The 16,716-nt window shown below is 72.9% G+C and carries 18 protein-coding genes; 6 read left to right on the top strand and 12 right to left on the bottom strand.

Annotation, left to right across the window (positions count from 1 at the left end):
• Nucleotides 1-13: 13 nt before the first annotated feature.
• Together ACIRQF_RS25920 and ACIRQF_RS25915 are read right to left on the bottom strand one after the other, a co-directional pair.
• Complete coding sequence (locus ACIRQF_RS25920) at nucleotides 14-2,440, bottom strand: LAETG motif-containing sortase-dependent surface protein (RefSeq protein WP_376629844.1); 2,427 nt, start codon at nucleotides 2,438-2,440, stop codon at nucleotides 14-16.
• Nucleotides 2,441-2,605: 165 nt separating this feature from the next.
• Nucleotides 2,606-3,331, bottom strand: coding sequence for a DUF6333 family protein (locus ACIRQF_RS25915; RefSeq protein ID WP_376629842.1), 726 nt, complete (start codon nucleotides 3,329-3,331; stop codon nucleotides 2,606-2,608).
• Nucleotides 3,332-3,389: 58 nt separating this feature from the next.
• Between ACIRQF_RS25915 and ACIRQF_RS25910 the strand changes: the two genes are divergently transcribed.
• Complete coding sequence (locus ACIRQF_RS25910; protein ID WP_376629840.1) at nucleotides 3,390-4,145, top strand: SDR family oxidoreductase; 756 nt, start codon at nucleotides 3,390-3,392, stop codon at nucleotides 4,143-4,145.
• 172 nt (nucleotides 4,146-4,317) lie between these two features.
• Here ACIRQF_RS25910 and amaP read toward each other — a convergent pair whose 3' ends face one another.
• The 5 genes from amaP to ACIRQF_RS25885 are packed head-to-tail and all read right to left on the bottom strand — an operon-like array spanning nucleotide 4,318 to nucleotide 6,555.
• Nucleotides 4,318-4,905, bottom strand: coding sequence for an alkaline shock response membrane anchor protein AmaP (amaP, locus tag ACIRQF_RS25905; RefSeq protein WP_382480612.1), 588 nt, complete (start codon nucleotides 4,903-4,905; stop codon nucleotides 4,318-4,320).
• A gap of 4 nt (nucleotides 4,906-4,909) precedes the next feature.
• Nucleotides 4,910-5,512, bottom strand: a complete 603-nt coding sequence (locus ACIRQF_RS25900) for a DUF6286 domain-containing protein (RefSeq protein ID WP_404095391.1) — start codon at nucleotides 5,510-5,512, stop codon at nucleotides 4,910-4,912.
• Entirely contained in the window at nucleotides 5,509-5,859 is a 351-nt protein-coding gene (locus ACIRQF_RS25895) for an Asp23/Gls24 family envelope stress response protein (RefSeq protein ID WP_404095502.1), read from the bottom strand. The genes ACIRQF_RS25900 and ACIRQF_RS25895 overlap by 4 nt, the downstream gene beginning before the upstream one ends.
• A 15-nt stretch (nucleotides 5,860-5,874) precedes the next feature.
• Nucleotides 5,875-6,066, bottom strand: coding sequence for a hypothetical protein (locus tag ACIRQF_RS25890; protein WP_376629834.1), 192 nt, complete (start codon nucleotides 6,064-6,066; stop codon nucleotides 5,875-5,877).
• 30 nt (nucleotides 6,067-6,096) lie between these two features.
• Complete coding sequence (locus tag ACIRQF_RS25885; RefSeq protein ID WP_376629832.1) at nucleotides 6,097-6,555, bottom strand: Asp23/Gls24 family envelope stress response protein; 459 nt, start codon at nucleotides 6,553-6,555, stop codon at nucleotides 6,097-6,099.
• 92 nt (nucleotides 6,556-6,647) lie between these two features.
• On the opposite strand from ACIRQF_RS25885, the gene ACIRQF_RS25880 reads away from it, so the two are divergent.
• Nucleotides 6,648-7,295: a hypothetical protein gene (locus ACIRQF_RS25880; protein ID WP_404095388.1), complete on the top strand. Its 648-nt coding sequence runs from the start codon at nucleotides 6,648-6,650 to the stop codon at nucleotides 7,293-7,295.
• 15 nt (nucleotides 7,296-7,310) lie between these two features.
• On the opposite strand, the gene ACIRQF_RS25875 is transcribed toward ACIRQF_RS25880, so the two are convergent.
• The 3 genes from ACIRQF_RS25875 to abc-f all read right to left on the bottom strand — a co-directional run bounded on the left by ACIRQF_RS25875 (nucleotide 7,311) and on the right by abc-f (nucleotide 10,414).
• Entirely contained in the window at nucleotides 7,311-8,120 is an 810-nt protein-coding gene (locus ACIRQF_RS25875) for an enoyl-CoA hydratase/isomerase family protein (protein ID WP_376629829.1), read from the bottom strand.
• A gap of 129 nt (nucleotides 8,121-8,249) precedes the next feature.
• Nucleotides 8,250-8,471: a helix-turn-helix domain-containing protein gene (locus ACIRQF_RS25870; RefSeq protein ID WP_006123601.1), complete on the bottom strand. Its 222-nt coding sequence runs from the start codon at nucleotides 8,469-8,471 to the stop codon at nucleotides 8,250-8,252.
• A gap of 344 nt (nucleotides 8,472-8,815) precedes the next feature.
• Nucleotides 8,816-10,414 (bottom strand): ribosomal protection-like ABC-F family protein, encoded by a 1,599-nt coding sequence (gene abc-f / locus ACIRQF_RS25865; protein ID WP_376629827.1) that lies wholly within the window; start codon nucleotides 10,412-10,414, stop codon nucleotides 8,816-8,818.
• A 256-nt stretch (nucleotides 10,415-10,670) separates the two neighbouring features.
• On the opposite strand from abc-f, the gene ACIRQF_RS25860 reads away from it, so the two are divergent.
• Complete coding sequence (locus ACIRQF_RS25860) at nucleotides 10,671-11,561, top strand: neutral zinc metallopeptidase (protein WP_404095385.1); 891 nt, start codon at nucleotides 10,671-10,673, stop codon at nucleotides 11,559-11,561.
• Nucleotides 11,562-11,706: 145 nt separating this feature from the next.
• Nucleotides 11,707-12,108, top strand: a complete 402-nt coding sequence (locus tag ACIRQF_RS25855) for a VOC family protein (protein ID WP_404095382.1) — start codon at nucleotides 11,707-11,709, stop codon at nucleotides 12,106-12,108.
• Between the two features lie 27 nt (nucleotides 12,109-12,135).
• Here the strand turns inward: ACIRQF_RS25855 and ACIRQF_RS25850 are convergent, their stop codons facing one another.
• Nucleotides 12,136-13,521 carry a hypothetical protein gene (locus tag ACIRQF_RS25850; RefSeq protein WP_376629822.1) on the bottom strand — a complete coding sequence of 462 codons (1,386 nt, stop codon included), beginning with the start codon at nucleotides 13,519-13,521 and terminating at the stop codon, nucleotides 12,136-12,138.
• A gap of 145 nt (nucleotides 13,522-13,666) precedes the next feature.
• Complete coding sequence (locus ACIRQF_RS25845) at nucleotides 13,667-14,794, bottom strand: alpha/beta hydrolase (protein WP_404095379.1); 1,128 nt, start codon at nucleotides 14,792-14,794, stop codon at nucleotides 13,667-13,669.
• Between the two features lie 338 nt (nucleotides 14,795-15,132).
• Here ACIRQF_RS25845 and ACIRQF_RS25840 point away from each other — a divergent pair, with 338 nt between their 5' ends.
• Nucleotides 15,133-16,398 (top strand): anion permease, encoded by a 1,266-nt coding sequence (locus ACIRQF_RS25840; RefSeq protein WP_376629818.1) that lies wholly within the window; start codon nucleotides 15,133-15,135, stop codon nucleotides 16,396-16,398.
• 16 nt (nucleotides 16,399-16,414) lie between these two features.
• Entirely contained in the window at nucleotides 16,415-16,636 is a 222-nt protein-coding gene (locus ACIRQF_RS25835; RefSeq protein WP_376629816.1) for a hypothetical protein, read from the top strand.
• The last annotated feature ends 80 nt before the right edge of the window (nucleotides 16,637-16,716 follow it).

Raw genomic sequence — 16,716 nt, 5'->3', positions numbered from 1 at the left:
GAAGGTCCAGGGATCAGCCCGTAGTGGACCGGCGGCGGCGCATCCACCACACGAGGGCCCCGCCGACGGCGATCACCGCGGCGGCCACGCCCGCGATGGTGCCGATCGGCGTGTCGGAGCCGGTGTGGGCGAGGTCGCCGCCCGGACGCTTCGGACCGTCGGTGGGGGCCGGCGTGTGCGAGGGCTGGGCCGTCGGGGTCCCGGTGGGCTCCCCGGTCGGCTTCGGCGTCGTCGGCTTCGGCGACGGGGTGGGCGTCGGGTTGCCGCCGCTGGTGTCGCCTGAGGAGTCACCGCCGATGTAGAGGATGTCGGTGTCCCGGTAGGAGGTGTCGTCCGACTGCATCGACGTCGTGGTGGTCGTGTCGAGCGTGCGGTTCTCGGTGGTGAAGCGGACCTTGCTGATGTTCTTCTTCGGCTGCTTCGAGAAGTCGACGCCACCGACGATGTAGACCCGGACGCCGTGGTCGGTGTCCACGTCGTAGGTGAACTCGCCGTTGATGAAGATCTTCCGGTAGCGCTTGAAGAGCTCGTCCTTGTCCCAGTTCTCGTTGGGCGCGCGCAGCGGCCAGCGCTTCACGTCATCGCTGTTGATGATCTTCCGGAAGTCGCTCTCCTGCTTCGCGTCCTGCTGCCGGATCCACTCGGCGGCGACCCGGGAGGTGTAGACGCGGCGCAGGTCGGCGTACTGCGGCGCGGTGTTGATGATCTTCTCGACCTCGGGGACGATCATCGAGTCGATGACCTTCTGCGCGGCCTTGATCTCCGCGTCGCCCGGGTCGCAGATCGGCTCCCCGTTACCGGGGGTGGCGAACTTCTGCGCGGTGGACTTCAGGGCCAGCGGAGCGTCCAGGATGTAGATGCCGCCGTCCTGCTCGCGCACCTGGGCGGCCTTGGGCTCGATCCAGTTCCGCAGGCCCGGGAAGCACGGGTTGCCGTTCTGCTTGGGGAGGGCCGCCCAGTACCGCTTGCCGAGGTCCGTCTTGGGGTCCATGGCCTTGAAGAAGTCGTGCTTCATCTGGAGGTCGGCCTCCAGCAGCACCCGGCCCGCGTCCGTGGAGGCGAACTTGGCGTCCATGACGCGGTTCGGCTCGTCGGGATTCAGGTTGACCCAGAACTTGTCGGGCGTGAGCGCCAGCCACGTGAACAGTGCGTCGGAGGCGAGCTGCACCTTCTCCTGGCCGCCGAAGCCCGGGTTCTCGTCCGGGTCGGGCATCATGTCGGCCTTCATCGAGTACTGCATGCCCTTGCCCTTGGCGAGGCCGCCGACGTAGCGCAGTTCGAGGGTGGTGAAGTCGATGCCGCCCGGGCCGCCGCGCGGCATGGTGCCGCGGGTGTCGAGGCGGCGGGCCTCGGCCTGGATCTGCTTGGCATCGTTCAGGGTGCGGCCGGAGCCGTTGACCCGGTCGTTGAGCGGCCCCCTGCTGCCGCAGGTGCCGGCAGCGGCGGCCGCGAGCCGCGGCTGACCGGCCGGGCCGCCCTGGCAACCGGGCGCGAACCAGGTGTCGTAGCGCGAGTAGCCGGGGATCGGCTTGGTCTGCGGGATCAGGTTGTACTGCCGCTGGAAGCCGCGGACCTGGTTGGTCTTGCCGGGCCGCATCCGCTCGACGTCACGGTTGAAGTCGTCGACCAGCTTGCGGTGCTTGGCCTCGAAGTTCTTCGCGCCGACGAAGCGGAAGGTGTGGTCGGGCATCGACTTCGCGATGACCCGGTCCTTGCGCAGCTGCGACAGCTCGGGCTTGCTGTTGGACTTGAACTCGCTGAACTCCTTGCTGCGCTGGTTGTACGCGTCGTACTTCCGGTACCCGGCCGGCTTCCCGTCCGCGTCGAAGAGGTCGACGTAGACCTCGCACAGCCAGTCCGGGCCGATCAGCCGGAAGTCCCTGACCACCTGACGCTCGAACGCGTCTCCCTTGGTCCGGTTGCTCTCGTTGGTGACGAGACCCCTGAAGAAGTTGTCGAAGCCCTTGGGGCGCGGCTTCTCCAGGTAGCGGGCGTAGATCTCCATCGCCCGGTCGGCGGGGTCACCCGAAGCCGCGGCCTGCTTCTTCCAGGCCTCGACGTTCTTCGTCCGGTCTCCCGGGACCTTGGAGAGTGCCTTGGCCTCCTCCGCCGCCGTCGGCGCCTTCAGTCCGTCGAACGCCTTGCTGGGCAGGGGGTAGTTGAAGTTCTTCGGATCACCCTTCCACGCGTCGAAGTTGGTTCCCGGGGTCGTGGGGAAGCCGGAGTTCCGCGGCGTGGTGTCGTAGGACTTTCCCAGGTGCTTGGAGTCGCACCGCTTGCCGGTGCCCGGCCGCAACTTGGCCGTGACGGGCGCGGCTTCGGAGTGCTCGACCGGGACACCGGGCAGTCCGGTGAGCGTGACGGCCCCGGCCAGGCCGAGAGCGGCCGCGAAGCGCGCGACCAACCGCCACCGGTTCGGTATGCGTATCGCCCTGTTCACTATGTCGTGTCTTCCCTCGTCGAGGGGGCGTGAGGGGTGAGGGGCGGCGCATGGCCCCCGTGACGTGAGCGCCGCCCCCGCTTCACCCTAGACCGCCCCGCCGACAGAAATGACAGGGTCATGCCCGTACCGGCGTGTCAATCCGGCGAAGAAACAGCCGAGTTGTCACACATCCGGAAGGAAGAGCTCCTCCATGCGGCGCGTGTACGCCTCGGTGTGCCGGACCCGGAAGGCGCCGACCCGGGACTCCGCCCACGCCCACGGGTCGGCGTCCCCCAGGGCCAGGGAGACGAAGGCCCCCCACTCCACCTCCTCCGGCTCGGCGTCCAGGTCCACCTCGGCGTCCGCCAGCATCCGGCCCGTGATCCCGAGAGCGGCGGCGATCTCGTGCGGATCTCCGGTCACCTCCCACGGGTCCGTCCCCGGCCAGCCGGAGGCGTGGAACAGCGGCCCGTCCGGCAGCGACACGAGGTCCTCGGTGTGGGAGTCGCCGCAGTCGAACGCCACCCGGCCGAAGATCCGCGCGTCGGGGAACCGCTCGCGGAGCCTCCCCACCTCGCGCCGCAGCGGCTCGTCGTTGCCGTCGTCGGCGAGCGCGGGGTCGCTGATGCCCAGGACGTTCCCCCACGCCCCGGCAAGGACCACGTCGAGGTCCGTCCGCTCGACCGGATACGGCACCTCGTTCGCGCCCCTCGCCCCCAGCTCCTCGACGACGTCCTCCACGGTGCCGAAGGACCGGACCAACTCTCTTGCCCTCAAGGGGTCGTTGCCCGGGAGGCTCCGGGCGTCCACGTCGAACGGGGGCAGCAGGATCGTGATGTCACAGCGGCCGAACCCGCCGTGCACCGTACGATCGGGCGGCGAGGACCAGTGGTCGGTGATGTCACTCATGCCGCACACCGTACGGGTGTCACCGGCGGGCCCGGGGGCGGCAACCTAGAATCGGGCCATGGATCTTGGGCTGAAGGACCGTGTGTACGTGGTGACCGGCGCGACCCGAGGGCTCGGCCGGGCCTCGGCGGAGGCGCTGCTCGCCGAGGGCGCGAAGGTGCTGCTCACCGGGCGCGAGGAGAAGACCGTCGCCGAGGCGGCGGCCGAACTCGGCCCGAACGCGGCGGGCGTGGCCGCCGACAACGCCGACCCGGAGACCCCGGCCCGGCTGATCGCGGAGGCTCGGTCCCGGTTCGGCGGCTTCGACGGCATCCTGATCAGCGTGGGCGGCCCGCCGCCGGGCTTCGGCGCCGACAACACCGACGCCGAGTGGGCGACCGCCTTCGACACCGTCTTCCTGGGCGCCGTACGGCTGGCCCGCGCGGCGGCCGACACCCTGACCGAGGGCGGGGTCATCGGCCTCGTGCTGTCCGGCTCGGTGCACGAGCCGATCCAGGGCCTCGCCATCTCCAACGGCCTGCGCCCCGGTCTGGCGGGCTTCGCCAAGTCCCTCTCCAACGACGTCGGCCCGCGCGGCATCCGGGTCGTGGGCCTGCTGCCGAGCCGTATCGACACCGACCGCGTGCGCTACCTCGACGGGCTGTCCGGGGACGCGGACGCGACGCGCGTGGCGAACGAGGCGCAGATCCCGCTGCGCCGCTACGGCACTCCGGAGGAGTTCGGGCGCACGGCCGCGTTCCTGCTCTCCCCCGCCGCCTCGTACCTGACGGGCGTGATGCTCCCGGTGGACGGCGGGGCGCGGAGCGGCTTCTGACGTCCGGGGCCCGAGCGGGGCCCCGGACCGACCGGCGGCCACTGAGGCGAGCCACCGGCGCCTCGGGGCCGACGGGCACCCTAGGGCGGGCTCTGCCCCGCATCAGGGCCCGGACCGGGCCCGGGTGCCGGCACCGGACACCGCGGGGCCGGAGCGATCCGGAAGAATAGGCCTAAGTCACCCGCCGGGCCCGGTGCTTGACGGCGCGCAGCCGGGCCTCGGTGGGCAGGGCGGGAATCCCCGTGGACGTCCGGGCATGGCCCAGGGCCTGCGCGGACAGTGCGGTCAGGGCGTCGGCCGGGGAGGCGTACGGCTCCAGTTGCAGGGCCACCCGGGTCCGGGGCGCGGCGCGCCGGCCGGTGAGCGCGACCCGGGCCCGGGCCACCCCTTCCTGCGCGGCCGCGTCGGCCTCCAGGACGGCCTCCAGGGCCCGGCCGTGCACCACGGCCTCCTCGCCGTCGCCGCTGTCGACGAGCACCTCGCGGAGCCGGGCCCGCCGGAACTGGGCGATCAGCCACCACAGGGAGAGCAGCACCAGGACCGCGAGCACGGCGATGACCACCGGCCACCACCAGCTCTCGTCGCGCCAGTGCTGGCGCTCGGAACGGCTGAGCAACACGTCGTCCGGCCCGGACCAGGGCCACCAGGAGGGCACGGGCAGATCGAAGCCGGCCGCCAGGACGGCGCCGCCGCCCACCACGAGCAGCAGGCCGACGAGGGCCAGCACGATCCGGTTGACGCGCCGGAGCACGAGGGTCACGGCCTCACCCCTTCCTGGGCGGGCGGGCCACCCGCACGGTCAGGGCCGGCGGGTGGGCCAGCCCCAGTTCGTCGATGCCGCCGCCGAGGACGGTCTCCAGGTCGGCGCGGACCACGTCGAGCTCGCGGAAGTGGGAGACGGCCCGCACGCCCACCTTGGCCCGGCCCATCCTGACCTGCACCGACTGCACGCCGGACACCTCCATGGCCCGGTCGCGCAGGGCCAGCGCGGCGGCCTTGCGGTCCAGCCCGGCCCGTACGTCGGCGTGCTCGCGCCGCATGGGCAGCACGGCCCGCAGGCCCGGGGTGGCCGCCAGGACGAGCAGCCACAGTCCGAGTGCCACGGCGAGCGCCGCGCCGGCGAGCACCCAGGTGTCGTCGAGGGGCCGGGTGGCGAGGTCGTGGGCGAGGGAGCTGCGCCAGGCCATAGCGGTGTGCTCCGCCCGGACGGCGGCCACGTCGTACAGCAGGAGCCCCGCGCCGCCGAGCAGGACGACGGCGAGGATCGCGGCGGGGATCCGCCGCACGGCCCAGAAGCGCCGCGGGGCGGGCGCGGGGGGCGGTGGGTCGTCCTGGAGGACGGGGACGGTGTCGGTGTCGGTGGTCATTTCAGGCGCCCCCGCTTGTGGTCGTGGGCGGTCTGCACGGAGTGCAGCCGCTCGACGTGGACGGACACCTCGTGCACCTCGATGCCCGCCAGGGTCTCCACCCGCTGCCGGACCCGGCCGCGCACGGCGCCGCACTGGCGCCCGATGTCGGCGGGGTAGTCGAGTTCGAGACTGACCGCGACCCGGGCGACGTCACGGTGCACGACGACCGTGGCGTGCGGCGCGGAACCCTCCTTGGGCACCGCGTCGAGCGCCTCGCGCGCCGCCTGGGCGGCGATCTTCGCGACGACCCGGTCGGCGATCGTCGTCGCTCCCCGGGTCGCCGCTCCCACCCGGTCCTTCACCAGGTCCGCCACCGGCCGTCACCGCCGCCGGTCGCCGCGTTCGCGGCCCCGGAACAGATCGCCGAACTCCAGGTCGCCCTCCAGGAACCGCCCGACCACGAAGCCGATCGCTCCGAGGGCCGCGACCAGGACGAACGCGCCGAAGCCTCCGAAGTACCCGGCGAAGCCGAGCGCCATGCCGGCCACCAGGCCGACCACCGCCATGCTCATGCTGAGCCCTTTCCGCCGTGGGACCGCCGTCTACTGGAGTCGGCTCTCCGACTCCTCTTCCTCTTCCTCCGGCAGCTTGACGTCGCTGACGGCGATGTTGACCTCGACGACCTCCAGGCCGGTCATGCGCTCGACGGCGGCGATGACGTTCTCCCGGACGGCGCCGGCCACCTCGGAGATCGACACGCCGTAGTCGACGACGATCTCCAGGTCGAGCGCGGTCTGCAGCTCGCCGACCTCCGCCTTGACGCCCCGGGTGACGCCGGACTTCGTGCCGCCGCCGGGGACCCGGTCGCGGACCGCGCCGAGGGTGCGGGAAAGCCCGCTGCCCATGGCATGGACGCCGACGACGTCGCGGGCGGCCATGCCCGCGATCTTCTCCACGACGCCGTCGGCGATCGTGGTGCGCCCCCGGGCCGCGGGGTCACCGCCACCGCGCTTGGTCACGGGGGTGGGGTTCTGCTGCTCGGAACGCGGATTGTCGGCCATCGCCAGCCATCCCTTCTCTCCGCTTTCGTCTGATTCGCTCACATTAAGGCGAGTTACCCCATCTCGCGTGGGGAATGCGGCAGGCTGGAGCAATGACGACGGCTGAGGTGTGGCGCACGACGGACCGACTGCTGCCGCTCGGCGAGGCGGCGGACGGCGCGTGGATCGCGGAGTGGGCGGTACGGGACCTGCTCCTGTCGGTGGCGGCAGGGGTGCGGGGCGTGGTGCCGGGGCGCCCCCGGTTCCGGCTCGCGCGGGCGGCCGGGACGCCGCTGCCCGTACCGCCGGGCGGTCTTCCGCCCGGGGCGCTGGAGGTCTCGCTGGACTTCGCGGCGGTGCCGGGCCGCCCGCTGCCCGTGCTGGCGGAACGGCTCCGGGCCGCGCTGCTGGAGGGGGCCGAGGGCGCGCTCGGGCTCCCCCTCGAGGCGGTGAACCTGCGCGTGACGGAGCTGCTGGACGCCGCCCCGGATCCGGCACCCCCCGTTCCGCCACCCGGGCGAACGACGCCGCCCGTCCCCGACTCCCCCGCGGCGCTCGCCGCCCTGGCGGTCCCGGGCGTCGCGGCCCTGACCGATGTCTACGGCGCCCCCCTGCAGCGGGACGGCGGCCGGCTCCGGGTCGAGCTGGCGGTCACCGGGGGCCGTCGCCCGCTGGACGTCGTCCGCACGGTCCGGACGGCGCTGACCGCCGCGGCCCCGGAGGCGACGGCGGTCACGGTGCTGGTGTCGGAGCTGCGCTGACGGGTCCGGTACGGCTCAGTCGCCGAGGCCGGCCAGATCGCGGAGCCGCCGGGCCTGCGCGGCCCGCTCGGCGACGCGCTGCTCCTCGTACGAACGCCCGGAGACGCCCTGGAGCAGGGCCTTGGTCTCGATGACCGCCGAGCGCGGGGCCGCGAGCAGGGCGGCGCCCAGGTCCCGTACGGCGCCGTCGAGTTCGGCGGCGGGCACGGCGAGGTTGGCCAGGCCGATGCGCTCGGCCTCCTCGGCGTGCACGAACCGCCCGGTGGCGCAGATCTCCAGGGCGCGCGCGTAGCCCACCAGGGAGACGAGCGGGTGCGTCCCGGTCAGGTCCGGGACGAGGCCCAGGCTGGTCTCGCGCATGGCGAACTGCACGTCGTCGGCGACGACCCGCAGGTCGCAGGCGAGCGCGAGCTGGAAGCCCGCGCCGATGGCGTGCCCCTGGACGGCCGCGATCGACACGATGTCGCTGCGACGCCACCAGGTGAACGCTTCCTGGTACTCGGAGATGACCGCGTCGAGGTCCGCGTCGGAACCGCGCGCGAGGTCGAGGAAGGACGGCTCTCCGTCGAAGCCCTCGGGCGTGAAGGCCTGCCGGTCGAGGCCCGCGGAGAAGGACTTGCCCTCACCGCGCAGGACCACGATCCGCACGCTGCCCGGCAGTGACCGGCCGGCCTCCGTCAACGCCCGCCACAGAGCGGGAGACTGGGCGTTGCGCTTCGCCGGTCGGGTCAGGGTCACCGTGGCAACGGCGTCCTCGACGGTGAGCCGTACACCGTCCTTGTCGAAAACGAGCTCTTCGTGCTCAGAGTCGTGGAGCGAAGTCATGGGGCGCCTCCGGTTCCGGTGCAGCACTGCATCCGATGCTAAGTGACTGCACAGTAACCACCCGGTCGACCACACGACCGACCGGGTGGCCACCGAGAGACCCGGTGGACCGGACGAACCGCCCCGATGTCAGGCCGAGGCTGCCTTCTTGCCCCGTGTCGCTCCGCCGCGTCCGCGCAGCGTGACTCCGGACTCGCTGAGCATCCGGTGGACGAATCCGTAGGAGCGGCCGGTTTCCTCGGCCAGCGCCCGGATGCTCGCACCGGAGTCGTACTTCTTCTTCAGGTCTGCCGCGAGCTTGTCGCGCGCGGCGCCGGTCACCCGGCTGCCCTTCTTCAGAGTCTCGGCCACCCGTGCCTCCTCATGGGAAGTGCGCTCTGGACTTCTCATGATCACCCCTCCCGGACGTCCTGGCCACCCATTCGACAAGGTCCGTGCCATTCGCTTGGGCCGAGCGCCGCGGACCGCCACGACCGGAATTGATCGTTCCGCAAGGCCGGAATCCCGCTCCTCCCCCCGATCCAGCGGGAAGTGCCAGGTCAGCGCCCTTCTGCGAACACAAGTACGGCGCGGGGCCTGACGGAAGGATTCCGCAGACCCCGCGCCGGAGGTACGAGACGCACTCACTCAGATGAAGGATCACCCATGAGCCGAATGATCCAGCCCGAGGTGATCACCCGACCCGCTCGCCGGACTCAGGCCAGGGCGACCAGGTCCGCGTAGTCGGCGCCCCACAGGTCCTCCACGCCGTCCGGGAGCAGGATGATCCGCTCCGGGGCGAGCGCCTCGACGGCGCCCTCGTCGTGGGTGACCAGCACGACGGCGCCCTTGTACGTGCGCAGCGCGCCGAGGATCTCCTCGCGGCTGGCCGGGTCCAGGTTGTTGGTCGGCTCGTCGAGGAGCAGCACGTTCGCGGAGGAGACGACCAGGGTCGCGAGCGCGAGACGGGTCTTCTCGCCGCCGGAGAGGACGCCGGCCGGCTTGTCGACGTCGTCGCCGGAGAACAGGAAGGAACCGAGCACCTTGCGGACCTCGACGAGATCGAGGTCGGGGGCGGCCGAGCGCATGTTCTCCAGGACCGTGCGCTCGGGGTCCAGGGTCTCGTGCTCCTGGGCGTAGTAGCCGAGCTTGAGACCGTGGCCGGGCGTGACCTCGCCGGTGTCGGGGTCCTCGACGCCGCCGAGCAGCCGGAGCAGGGTGGTCTTGCCCGCGCCGTTGAGGCCGAGGATGACCACGCGCGAGCCCTTGTCGATCGCGAGGTTCACATCGGTGAAGATTTCGAGGGAACCGTACGACTTGGAGAGACCCTCGGCCGTGAGCGGGGTCTTGCCGCAGGGCGCGGGCTCCGGGAAGCGGAGCTTGGCGACCTTGTCGGAGACGCGGACCGCCTCCAGGCCGGACAGCAGGCGCTCGGCCCGCTTGGCCATGTTCTGCGCGGCCACGGTCTTGGTGGCCTTGGCGCGCATCTTGTCGGCCTGCGAGTTGAGCGCGGCGGCCTTCTTCTCGGCGTTCTGGCGCTCGCGCCTGCGGCGCTTCTCGTCGGCCTCGCGCTGCTGCTGGTAGAGCTTCCAGCCCATGTTGTAGACGTCGATCGTGGAGCGGTTGGCGTCCAGGTAGAACACCTTGTTGACCACGGTCTCCACGAGGTCGACGTCGTGGGAGATCACGATGAACCCGCCGCGGTACGTCTTCAGGTAGTCCCGCAGCCAGATGATCGAGTCGGCGTCGAGGTGGTTGGTGGGCTCGTCGAGGAGCAGGGTGTCCGCGTCGGAGAAGAGGATGCGGGCCAGCTCGATACGGCGGCGCTGACCACCGGACAGGGTGTGCAGCGGCTGGCCGAGGACCCGGTCGGGCAGACCGAGGGCGGCGGCGATGGTGGAGGCCTCGGCCTCCGCCGCGTAGCCGCCCTTGGTGAGGAACTCGGTCTCCTGGCGCTCGTACTGCCGCAGCGCCTTCTCGCGGGTGGCGCCGGCGCCGGTGGCGATGCGCTCCTCGTTCTGGCGCATCTTGCGGATGAGCACGTCGAGGCCGCGGGCGGAGAGGATGCGGTCGCGGGCGAGCACGTCGAGGTCGCCGGTGCGCGGGTCCTGCGGGAGGTACCCGACCTCGCCGGAGCGGGCGATGGTGCCGCCGGCCGGCTGCCCCTCGCCCGCGAGGCACTTGGTGAGGGTGGTCTTGCCCGCTCCGTTACGGCCGACCAGGCCGATGCGGTCGCCCTTGGCGACACGGAAGGAAGCGGACTCGATGAGGACACGGGCACCGGCGCGCAGCTCGATGCCGGAGGCGGTGATCACGGACAGACTCCAGGGCGATGGGTAACGGCGGAAGGACGGCTGAGCGGGGCTTCGACGCCGCTAATGCACGGGGAGAATGGCCATGCGGCCAGTCTAACGGGCCGCTGCAACTGCTTTTAGGCCACAGATCACAGGTGCCGCATCTCACACCTTTGCCGACATCAGCCGCTCTCATCGCATACCTCGCGTGCCCCGCAAAAGGGGTGGATCGCCCCGGGCCGATCAATACTCGGCAGAGACGCGGAGGGCGGTGGCCATGCAGTTCGACGACGACGCCGACCTGGACACCTCGGAGGTCGAGGACGTCCGGGGCAGCCGCATCCCGGGCGGCAGGGCCACTGTCGGCGGCGGGATCATCGGCGTCATCGCCCTGGTCCTCGGCCTGCTCTTCGGGGTGGGCCCCGAGCAGCTGGGCCTGTCCCCCGGGGGCGAGGAGCCGGCCGCGACCTCCTCCTCGGCCGCCCAGGTGAACCGGAGCTGCCGCACCGGCTCCGACGCGAACACCCGCGAGGACTGCCGGATCGTCGCGGTCGTCAACAGCGTGCAGGACTTCTGGCGGGCCGAGTACGCGCGCCGCGGCGGGCGGTACGGCGACGCCACGACGGTGCTGTTCAGCCGGCAGGTCCCGACCGCCTGCGGCTCGGCGACCTCGGCGGTCGGCCCGTTCTACTGCCCCGGCGACCGGCGGGTCTATGTGGACCTGGGCTTCTTCGACGAGCTGCGCACGAAGTTCGGCGCGACCGGCGGGCCCTTCGCGCAGGCGTACGTGGTGGCGCACGAGTACGGCCACCACGTGCAGAACATGACGGGGACGCTGGCCCGCGCCCGGGACGGGCGCACCGGCGCGAACTCCGACGCCGTGAGGGTCGAGCTCCAGGCCGACTGCTACGCGGGCGTCTGGGCCCGGCACGCGACCACGGCGCCCGACGACAGGACCGGCCGCCCGCTGCTCGTCCGGCTCACCGACGACGACATCCGCGACGGCCTGGACGCGGCGGCCGCGGTCGGCGACGACCGGATCCAGGAACGGTTCCAGGGCCGGGTGACCCCGGAGAGCTGGACGCACGGTTCGGCGGCGCAGCGCCAACAGTGGTTCCGCACCGGCTACACCACGGGCGACATGGCGCGCTGCGACACCTTCCGCTGACCCGCGGGCGCGCCGCCGGCGGGGGCCGCCGGTGCGGGGCACCTGCCGCGCGCACCCGGAGCAGACCCCCGGCACACCCCCAGCACACCCCAGGCACGCCAGACACATCGCGGGACCACCCGCGGGAGAGAGGAAAGTGATCGGGATGGGCGAGTCCCCCGACATCTGTCCGACGCTGACGTACGACGACGCGAAGGCCGCGATCCGGCTGCTCACCGAGGGCTTCGGCTTCACCGCCGACGCCGTGTACGAGGGGGAGGACGGGCGCGTGATGCACGCGGAGCTGTCCTACGGGAACGGGAAGGTGATGCTCGGCAGCAAGGGGACGGGCAGCCGGTTCGACCAGCTGATGAGGGGCGCGGGGCCGGCCGGGGTCTACGTCCGCGTCACCGACGTCGACGAGCACCACGCCCGCGCGGTCGCCCAGGGCGCGGAGATCGTGATGCCGCCGACCGATCAGGACTACGGCTCGCGGGACTACATGGCCCGCGACGCCGAGGGCAACGTCTGGAGTTTCGGGACGTACGCCCCCGGCGCCCCGGGGTAGCTCCGGCCGCTCACGGCCCCGGGCGGCTCAGGCGCCGCCCGTGTGGACCTGGAAGGCGGCCCGGCGGACCGCCTTCGCGAGGGACGGGTCGGGGTGGGCGGCGGCGAGGGCGACCAGGACCTGGACGGTGCGCGGATGGCCGACGGCCCGGACCTCGTCGAGGAGGGCGGGCACGGTGCCCTGCACGGCGGAGTCCAGGTGCCGCACCAGCAGGGCACTCTCGCCGTGGTCGGCGACGGCCGCCGCGGTGTCCACCCAGAGCCAGGTGGCCTCCTCGCGGGTCAGCACCTCGGGGGCGTCGTCCGGGTCGGTGCCCTCGTACTCGGCGAGCCACAGCAGCGCGTACGGGCGGAGGGACGGCTCGGCGACGGCGGCGCGGACCTCGGGCTCGGCCGGGGCGCCGACGACCCGCAGGGCCTCGAAGGCGAGGCCGCGCAGCAGGGCGTCCTCGCCGCGGGCGACGGCCAGCAGTTCGGCGACCGCGCTGGAGAGCGTGCGGGCGGCGAGCCAGGCGCGGTACTCGTCGCGGGCCGGGCCCGGGGTCAGCCGGGCGCAGCCGCGGAGCATGTCCTCGGCGGACTGCTCGATGTTGCCGGCCGGGCTCTGGGCGGCGACGCAGATCTGTTCCAGCTTGACCCAGACCGCCCAGTTGCCGAGCGGGGTCAGGGTGGCCTGCCGGCCGCCCTCCGGGGTCGCGCCGAGGGTCAGGGCGCCGACGGCGGCGAGGCCTTCCAGGGCCCAGTCGAGCAGCGGAGGCAGGCCCTCGGCGGCCGGGGCCGGCTCGACGGCGGCGTCGGGGACCGGGACCTCGCAGCGCTCCTCGCGCAGCTCGTCGACGCGCTGCCGGAGCAGGTCGAGCAGGCTCGGCACCGCCACGGGCCCGGCGGAGAGCTGGAGCAGCGAGAGGACCTGGGGGACGGCCTCGACGACCTCGGCGACGGCGCCCGGCGCCACGTCCTCGGGCGCCGGGTGGACCAGGGACCAGGCGTCGAACAGTGCGACCCAGCCGCGCAGCACGGCGGAGTCGTCCCGGTCCCAGGCCTGCAGCCGCCAGCCGGGGCGGGCGGTGTCGCCGTGCAGCTCGACGAGTCCGGCGAGCCGGGCCCGGTCCCAGCCGGCCCTGACCTGCCCGGGCGTCAGATCCAGTGCGGCGGCTGCCCGTTCCCCGTCCGGGGGTGCGGTCTCGGCCTGCCGGTCGACGGCCGCCCAGCGGGCGATCCGGACCGCGTCTGCGAGCACGGCCCGCGCCTGGAGGGCCAGTTCCGCGCGGGGCGGCGTCCCCTCCGGCGGCCGGGGCGCCGGGCGGGTACGCCGGGTCGTCACGGCCTTTCGCGCGGTGGCGAGGGCCCGCGGACGGACGAGTCGGAGTCTGGAGTTGCGCGCCAATGGTTCATCGGGCTTTCGAGACGTCACGGGGGCAGTCTTCCCGCTGACGGCCCGAAAGCCCAATCGGAATCCGCAACGCCGCCGCACGGCCGGGGCTTCGCCCCCGGCGGGGGGCCCAGGACGGGCGGAACGGAGCCCTCCCGGCCTCCGGGGCGCCTCTCGGGGCCGTGCGCTACAGGAGCGGGGTGAGGAAGCGGCGGACGGCCTCCTCGTAGCGGAGGGGGTCCGCGTTCCACATGGCGGCGTGGGGGGCGTCGCGGACCGAGGTGAGGGTGACGAGGTCCGGGCGGAGCTCGGCGAGGTGCTGCGAGGGGCCCCAGGGGGCGATGGTGTCGTCGGGACCGTGGAAGAGCAGGGTGGGCACGCGCAGCGCGCCGGGGGCGGCGGCCTCCTGGAGGCGGTCGCCGTGGAATCCGGTCCGGCCCTGGGCGGCGCGGACCGCGAGCGGGAGCAGCGGGCCGGGCACGCGGTGGGCGGCGGCCAGGTTGCGCAGGGTGGCCTCCCAGTCGAGGACCGGGGAGTCGAGGACGAGACCGCGGATGCGGTCGCGGACGCCGGAGCTCGCGGCGGCGTGCAGGGCCATGGCGGCGCCGGAGCCCCAGCCGTGCAGGACGACCTGGGCGGCGCCGCGCCGGACGGCGTAGCGGATGGCGGCGTCGACGTCGCGCCACTCGGAGTCGCCGAGGTGGCCGAGCCCGTCGGGGGCGGCGGGCGCCCCGGCGTCGCCCCGGTAGGCGGGGAGGAGGACGGGGATCTGCCGGCGCTGGAGGAAGGGGAGCAGGTTCAGTGGCTGCTCGCGGGTGGTGCCGAGGCCGTGCAGGGCGATCACCCAGGTGGAGCGGGCCCCGGGGACGAGCCAGGCGGGCAGGGCCCCGAGCTCGCCGGGGATCTCCACGTCCTCGTAGGAGAGGCCGAGGGCGGTCCCGGGGGTTCCGACGTGCAGCTGGGGGGTGAAGCGGACCCGGACGCCGGGGCCGAGGGTGCCGAGCTCGACGCGTTCGAGGCGGCGTACGACGGTGTCGGCGGTGTGCGGGACGCGGTCGAGGACCGGTCCGACGACCGCGTGCAGACCGTCGGCCTCGATGCCGTACGTGCCGGGGCGCAGCGAGGCCAGGCTGCGGGTCAGGGTGATCCGGCCCGGTCCCGTGCTGTGCACGGTGAGCTTGGGATCGCCGGGGAAGGGGCGCCCCGAGGGCACCCCGAGGGCGACGTCGCTGGCGTACCGGCCGGCCGCAACCGCGGCCGCGCCGAGACCGATCACCGTGGTGACGGCCACTGCCGTCGCTGTAGCCGGGCGCACGCTCCCAGTGTCGGCAGCCCGCCCGCGACGCGCCACCGGGCGGGGGATCCTTCGAGTGACGTGGGTCTCGTTTCCGGGTCCTCCGTGCGGCTGAAGTGGTCCACGGGGCGATACGGGGCGAGAGGGGAGGAAGCTACGCGCGTTGCGTGAGGCCCGGAACGGCACGGTTTACCCGGGGTCGCAGGCGACCACATCGTGGACAGCGCGTCCGCCCGACCCGTAAGCGGAATCTCCGGAACCTGGTTCGGGACACCACGTCGCCCGACCCAGTTCACCTTCCGTTCACCCAGGTTGCCTACGTTCAACGTGCCACTGACGTCAAACGATTGCCTGGGTAAATGGAACACATCACGCTGCTGCTCGCCATTGTGGTCGTGACAGCTCTCGTGTTCGATTTCACGAACGGTTTCCACGACACCGCCAACGCGATGGCGACGACCATCTCGACCGGTGCTCTCAAGCCCAAGACGGCGGTGGCCATGTCCGCCGTGCTGAACCTCGTCGGTGCGTTCCTCTCCGTGGAGGTCGCCAAGACGATCTCCGGCGGCATCATCAACGAAGAGGGCATTCGCACCGAAGTGATCTTCGCGGCGCTCGTCGGCGCCATCCTGTGGAATCTCCTGACCTGGCTGCTCGGCCTCCCGTCGAGCTCCTCCCACGCGCTCTTCGGCGGCCTCATCGGCGCCGCCGTGATGTCGGCCGGCTGGTCGGCCGTCAACGGATCGACCATCGTCACCAAGGTCCTCATCCCCGCGGTCGCCGCCCCGATCGTCGCCGGTCTCGCCGCGGCCGCCGCCACCAAGCTGACGTACCGCATCGGCGCCAAGCCCGGTGTGAAGGCCACGGCCAAGGGCTTCCGGGCCGGCCAGATCGCCTCCGCCGGTCTCGTCTCCCTCGCCCACGGCACCAACGACGCCCAGAAGACGATGGGCATCATCACCCTGGCCCTGGTCACCGGCGGCGTCCTCGCCCCCGGCTCCAACCCCCCGATGTGGGTCATCGTGTCCGCCGGCATGGCGATCGCGCTCGGCACCTACCTCGGCGGCTGGCGCATCATCCGCACCATGGGCAAGGGCCTCACCGACCTCCAGCCGCAGCAGGGCTTCGCCGCCCAGACCAGCGCCGCGACGGTCATCCTGGCCTCGTCCCACCTGGGCTTCTCCCTCTCCACCACCCAGTCCTGCTCGGGTGCCGTGATGGGCGCGGGCCTCGGCCGCAAGGGCGGTGTCGTCCGCTGGTCGACCGCCACCCGGATGTTCGTCGCCTGGGGTCTGACCCTGCCCGCCGCGGGCCTGGTCGGCGCCGCCGCCGAGTTCCTCACCAAGCAGGGCACCTGGGGCATCGCCGCCGTCGCGGTCCTCCTGGTCGCGGGCTCCGGCGTCATCTGGTCGCTGTCCCGCCGCAAGCCGGTCGACCACCACAACGTGACCGCGGACGACCTGGACACCGAGCCCGCGGGTGTCGTCACCACCGCCATCGCGGCCGTCACCCCGCCGCCGGCCGGCTCCGTCGCCGCCGTCGCGGACGAGGACCTGAAGACCACCATCCCCGCCCCGGGCCCGACGGACCCCGCCGCTCCCCCGGCCCCCGCCGCCGCGGTCTAAGGAACTGGAACCAAGCATGAAGATCGACTGGGCAGCTCTCGGCTCCGTCTTCGGAGTCAGCCTCGTGGCCACCGTCGCGCTCGTGGGCCTCTTCACCCTCGGCGTCGTCGGCCTCGGCAAGCAGGAGGAGGCCGCGGCGAACGGCGGCTCCGCCACCCTGGCCCGCACCGGCGCCTACCTCTGCTTCGCCCTGTGCGCGGCGGCCGTGGCGTACGGCATCTACCTGATCGTCATCTGACGCTCGGCGCACCGTCCGGCCGGGCGGTCCCCACCTTCGGGTGCGGGGCCGCCCGGCCGCCGTGTTTGTGGTGCTTCGCA

Source organism: Streptomyces sp. NPDC101191 (assembly GCF_044767915.1).
In the GTDB taxonomy this organism is placed as follows: domain Bacteria; phylum Actinomycetota; class Actinomycetes; order Streptomycetales; family Streptomycetaceae; genus Streptomyces.
Note: the sequence above shows the minus strand (reverse complement) of the source record. Positions and strands in the feature narration are given on the sequence as shown.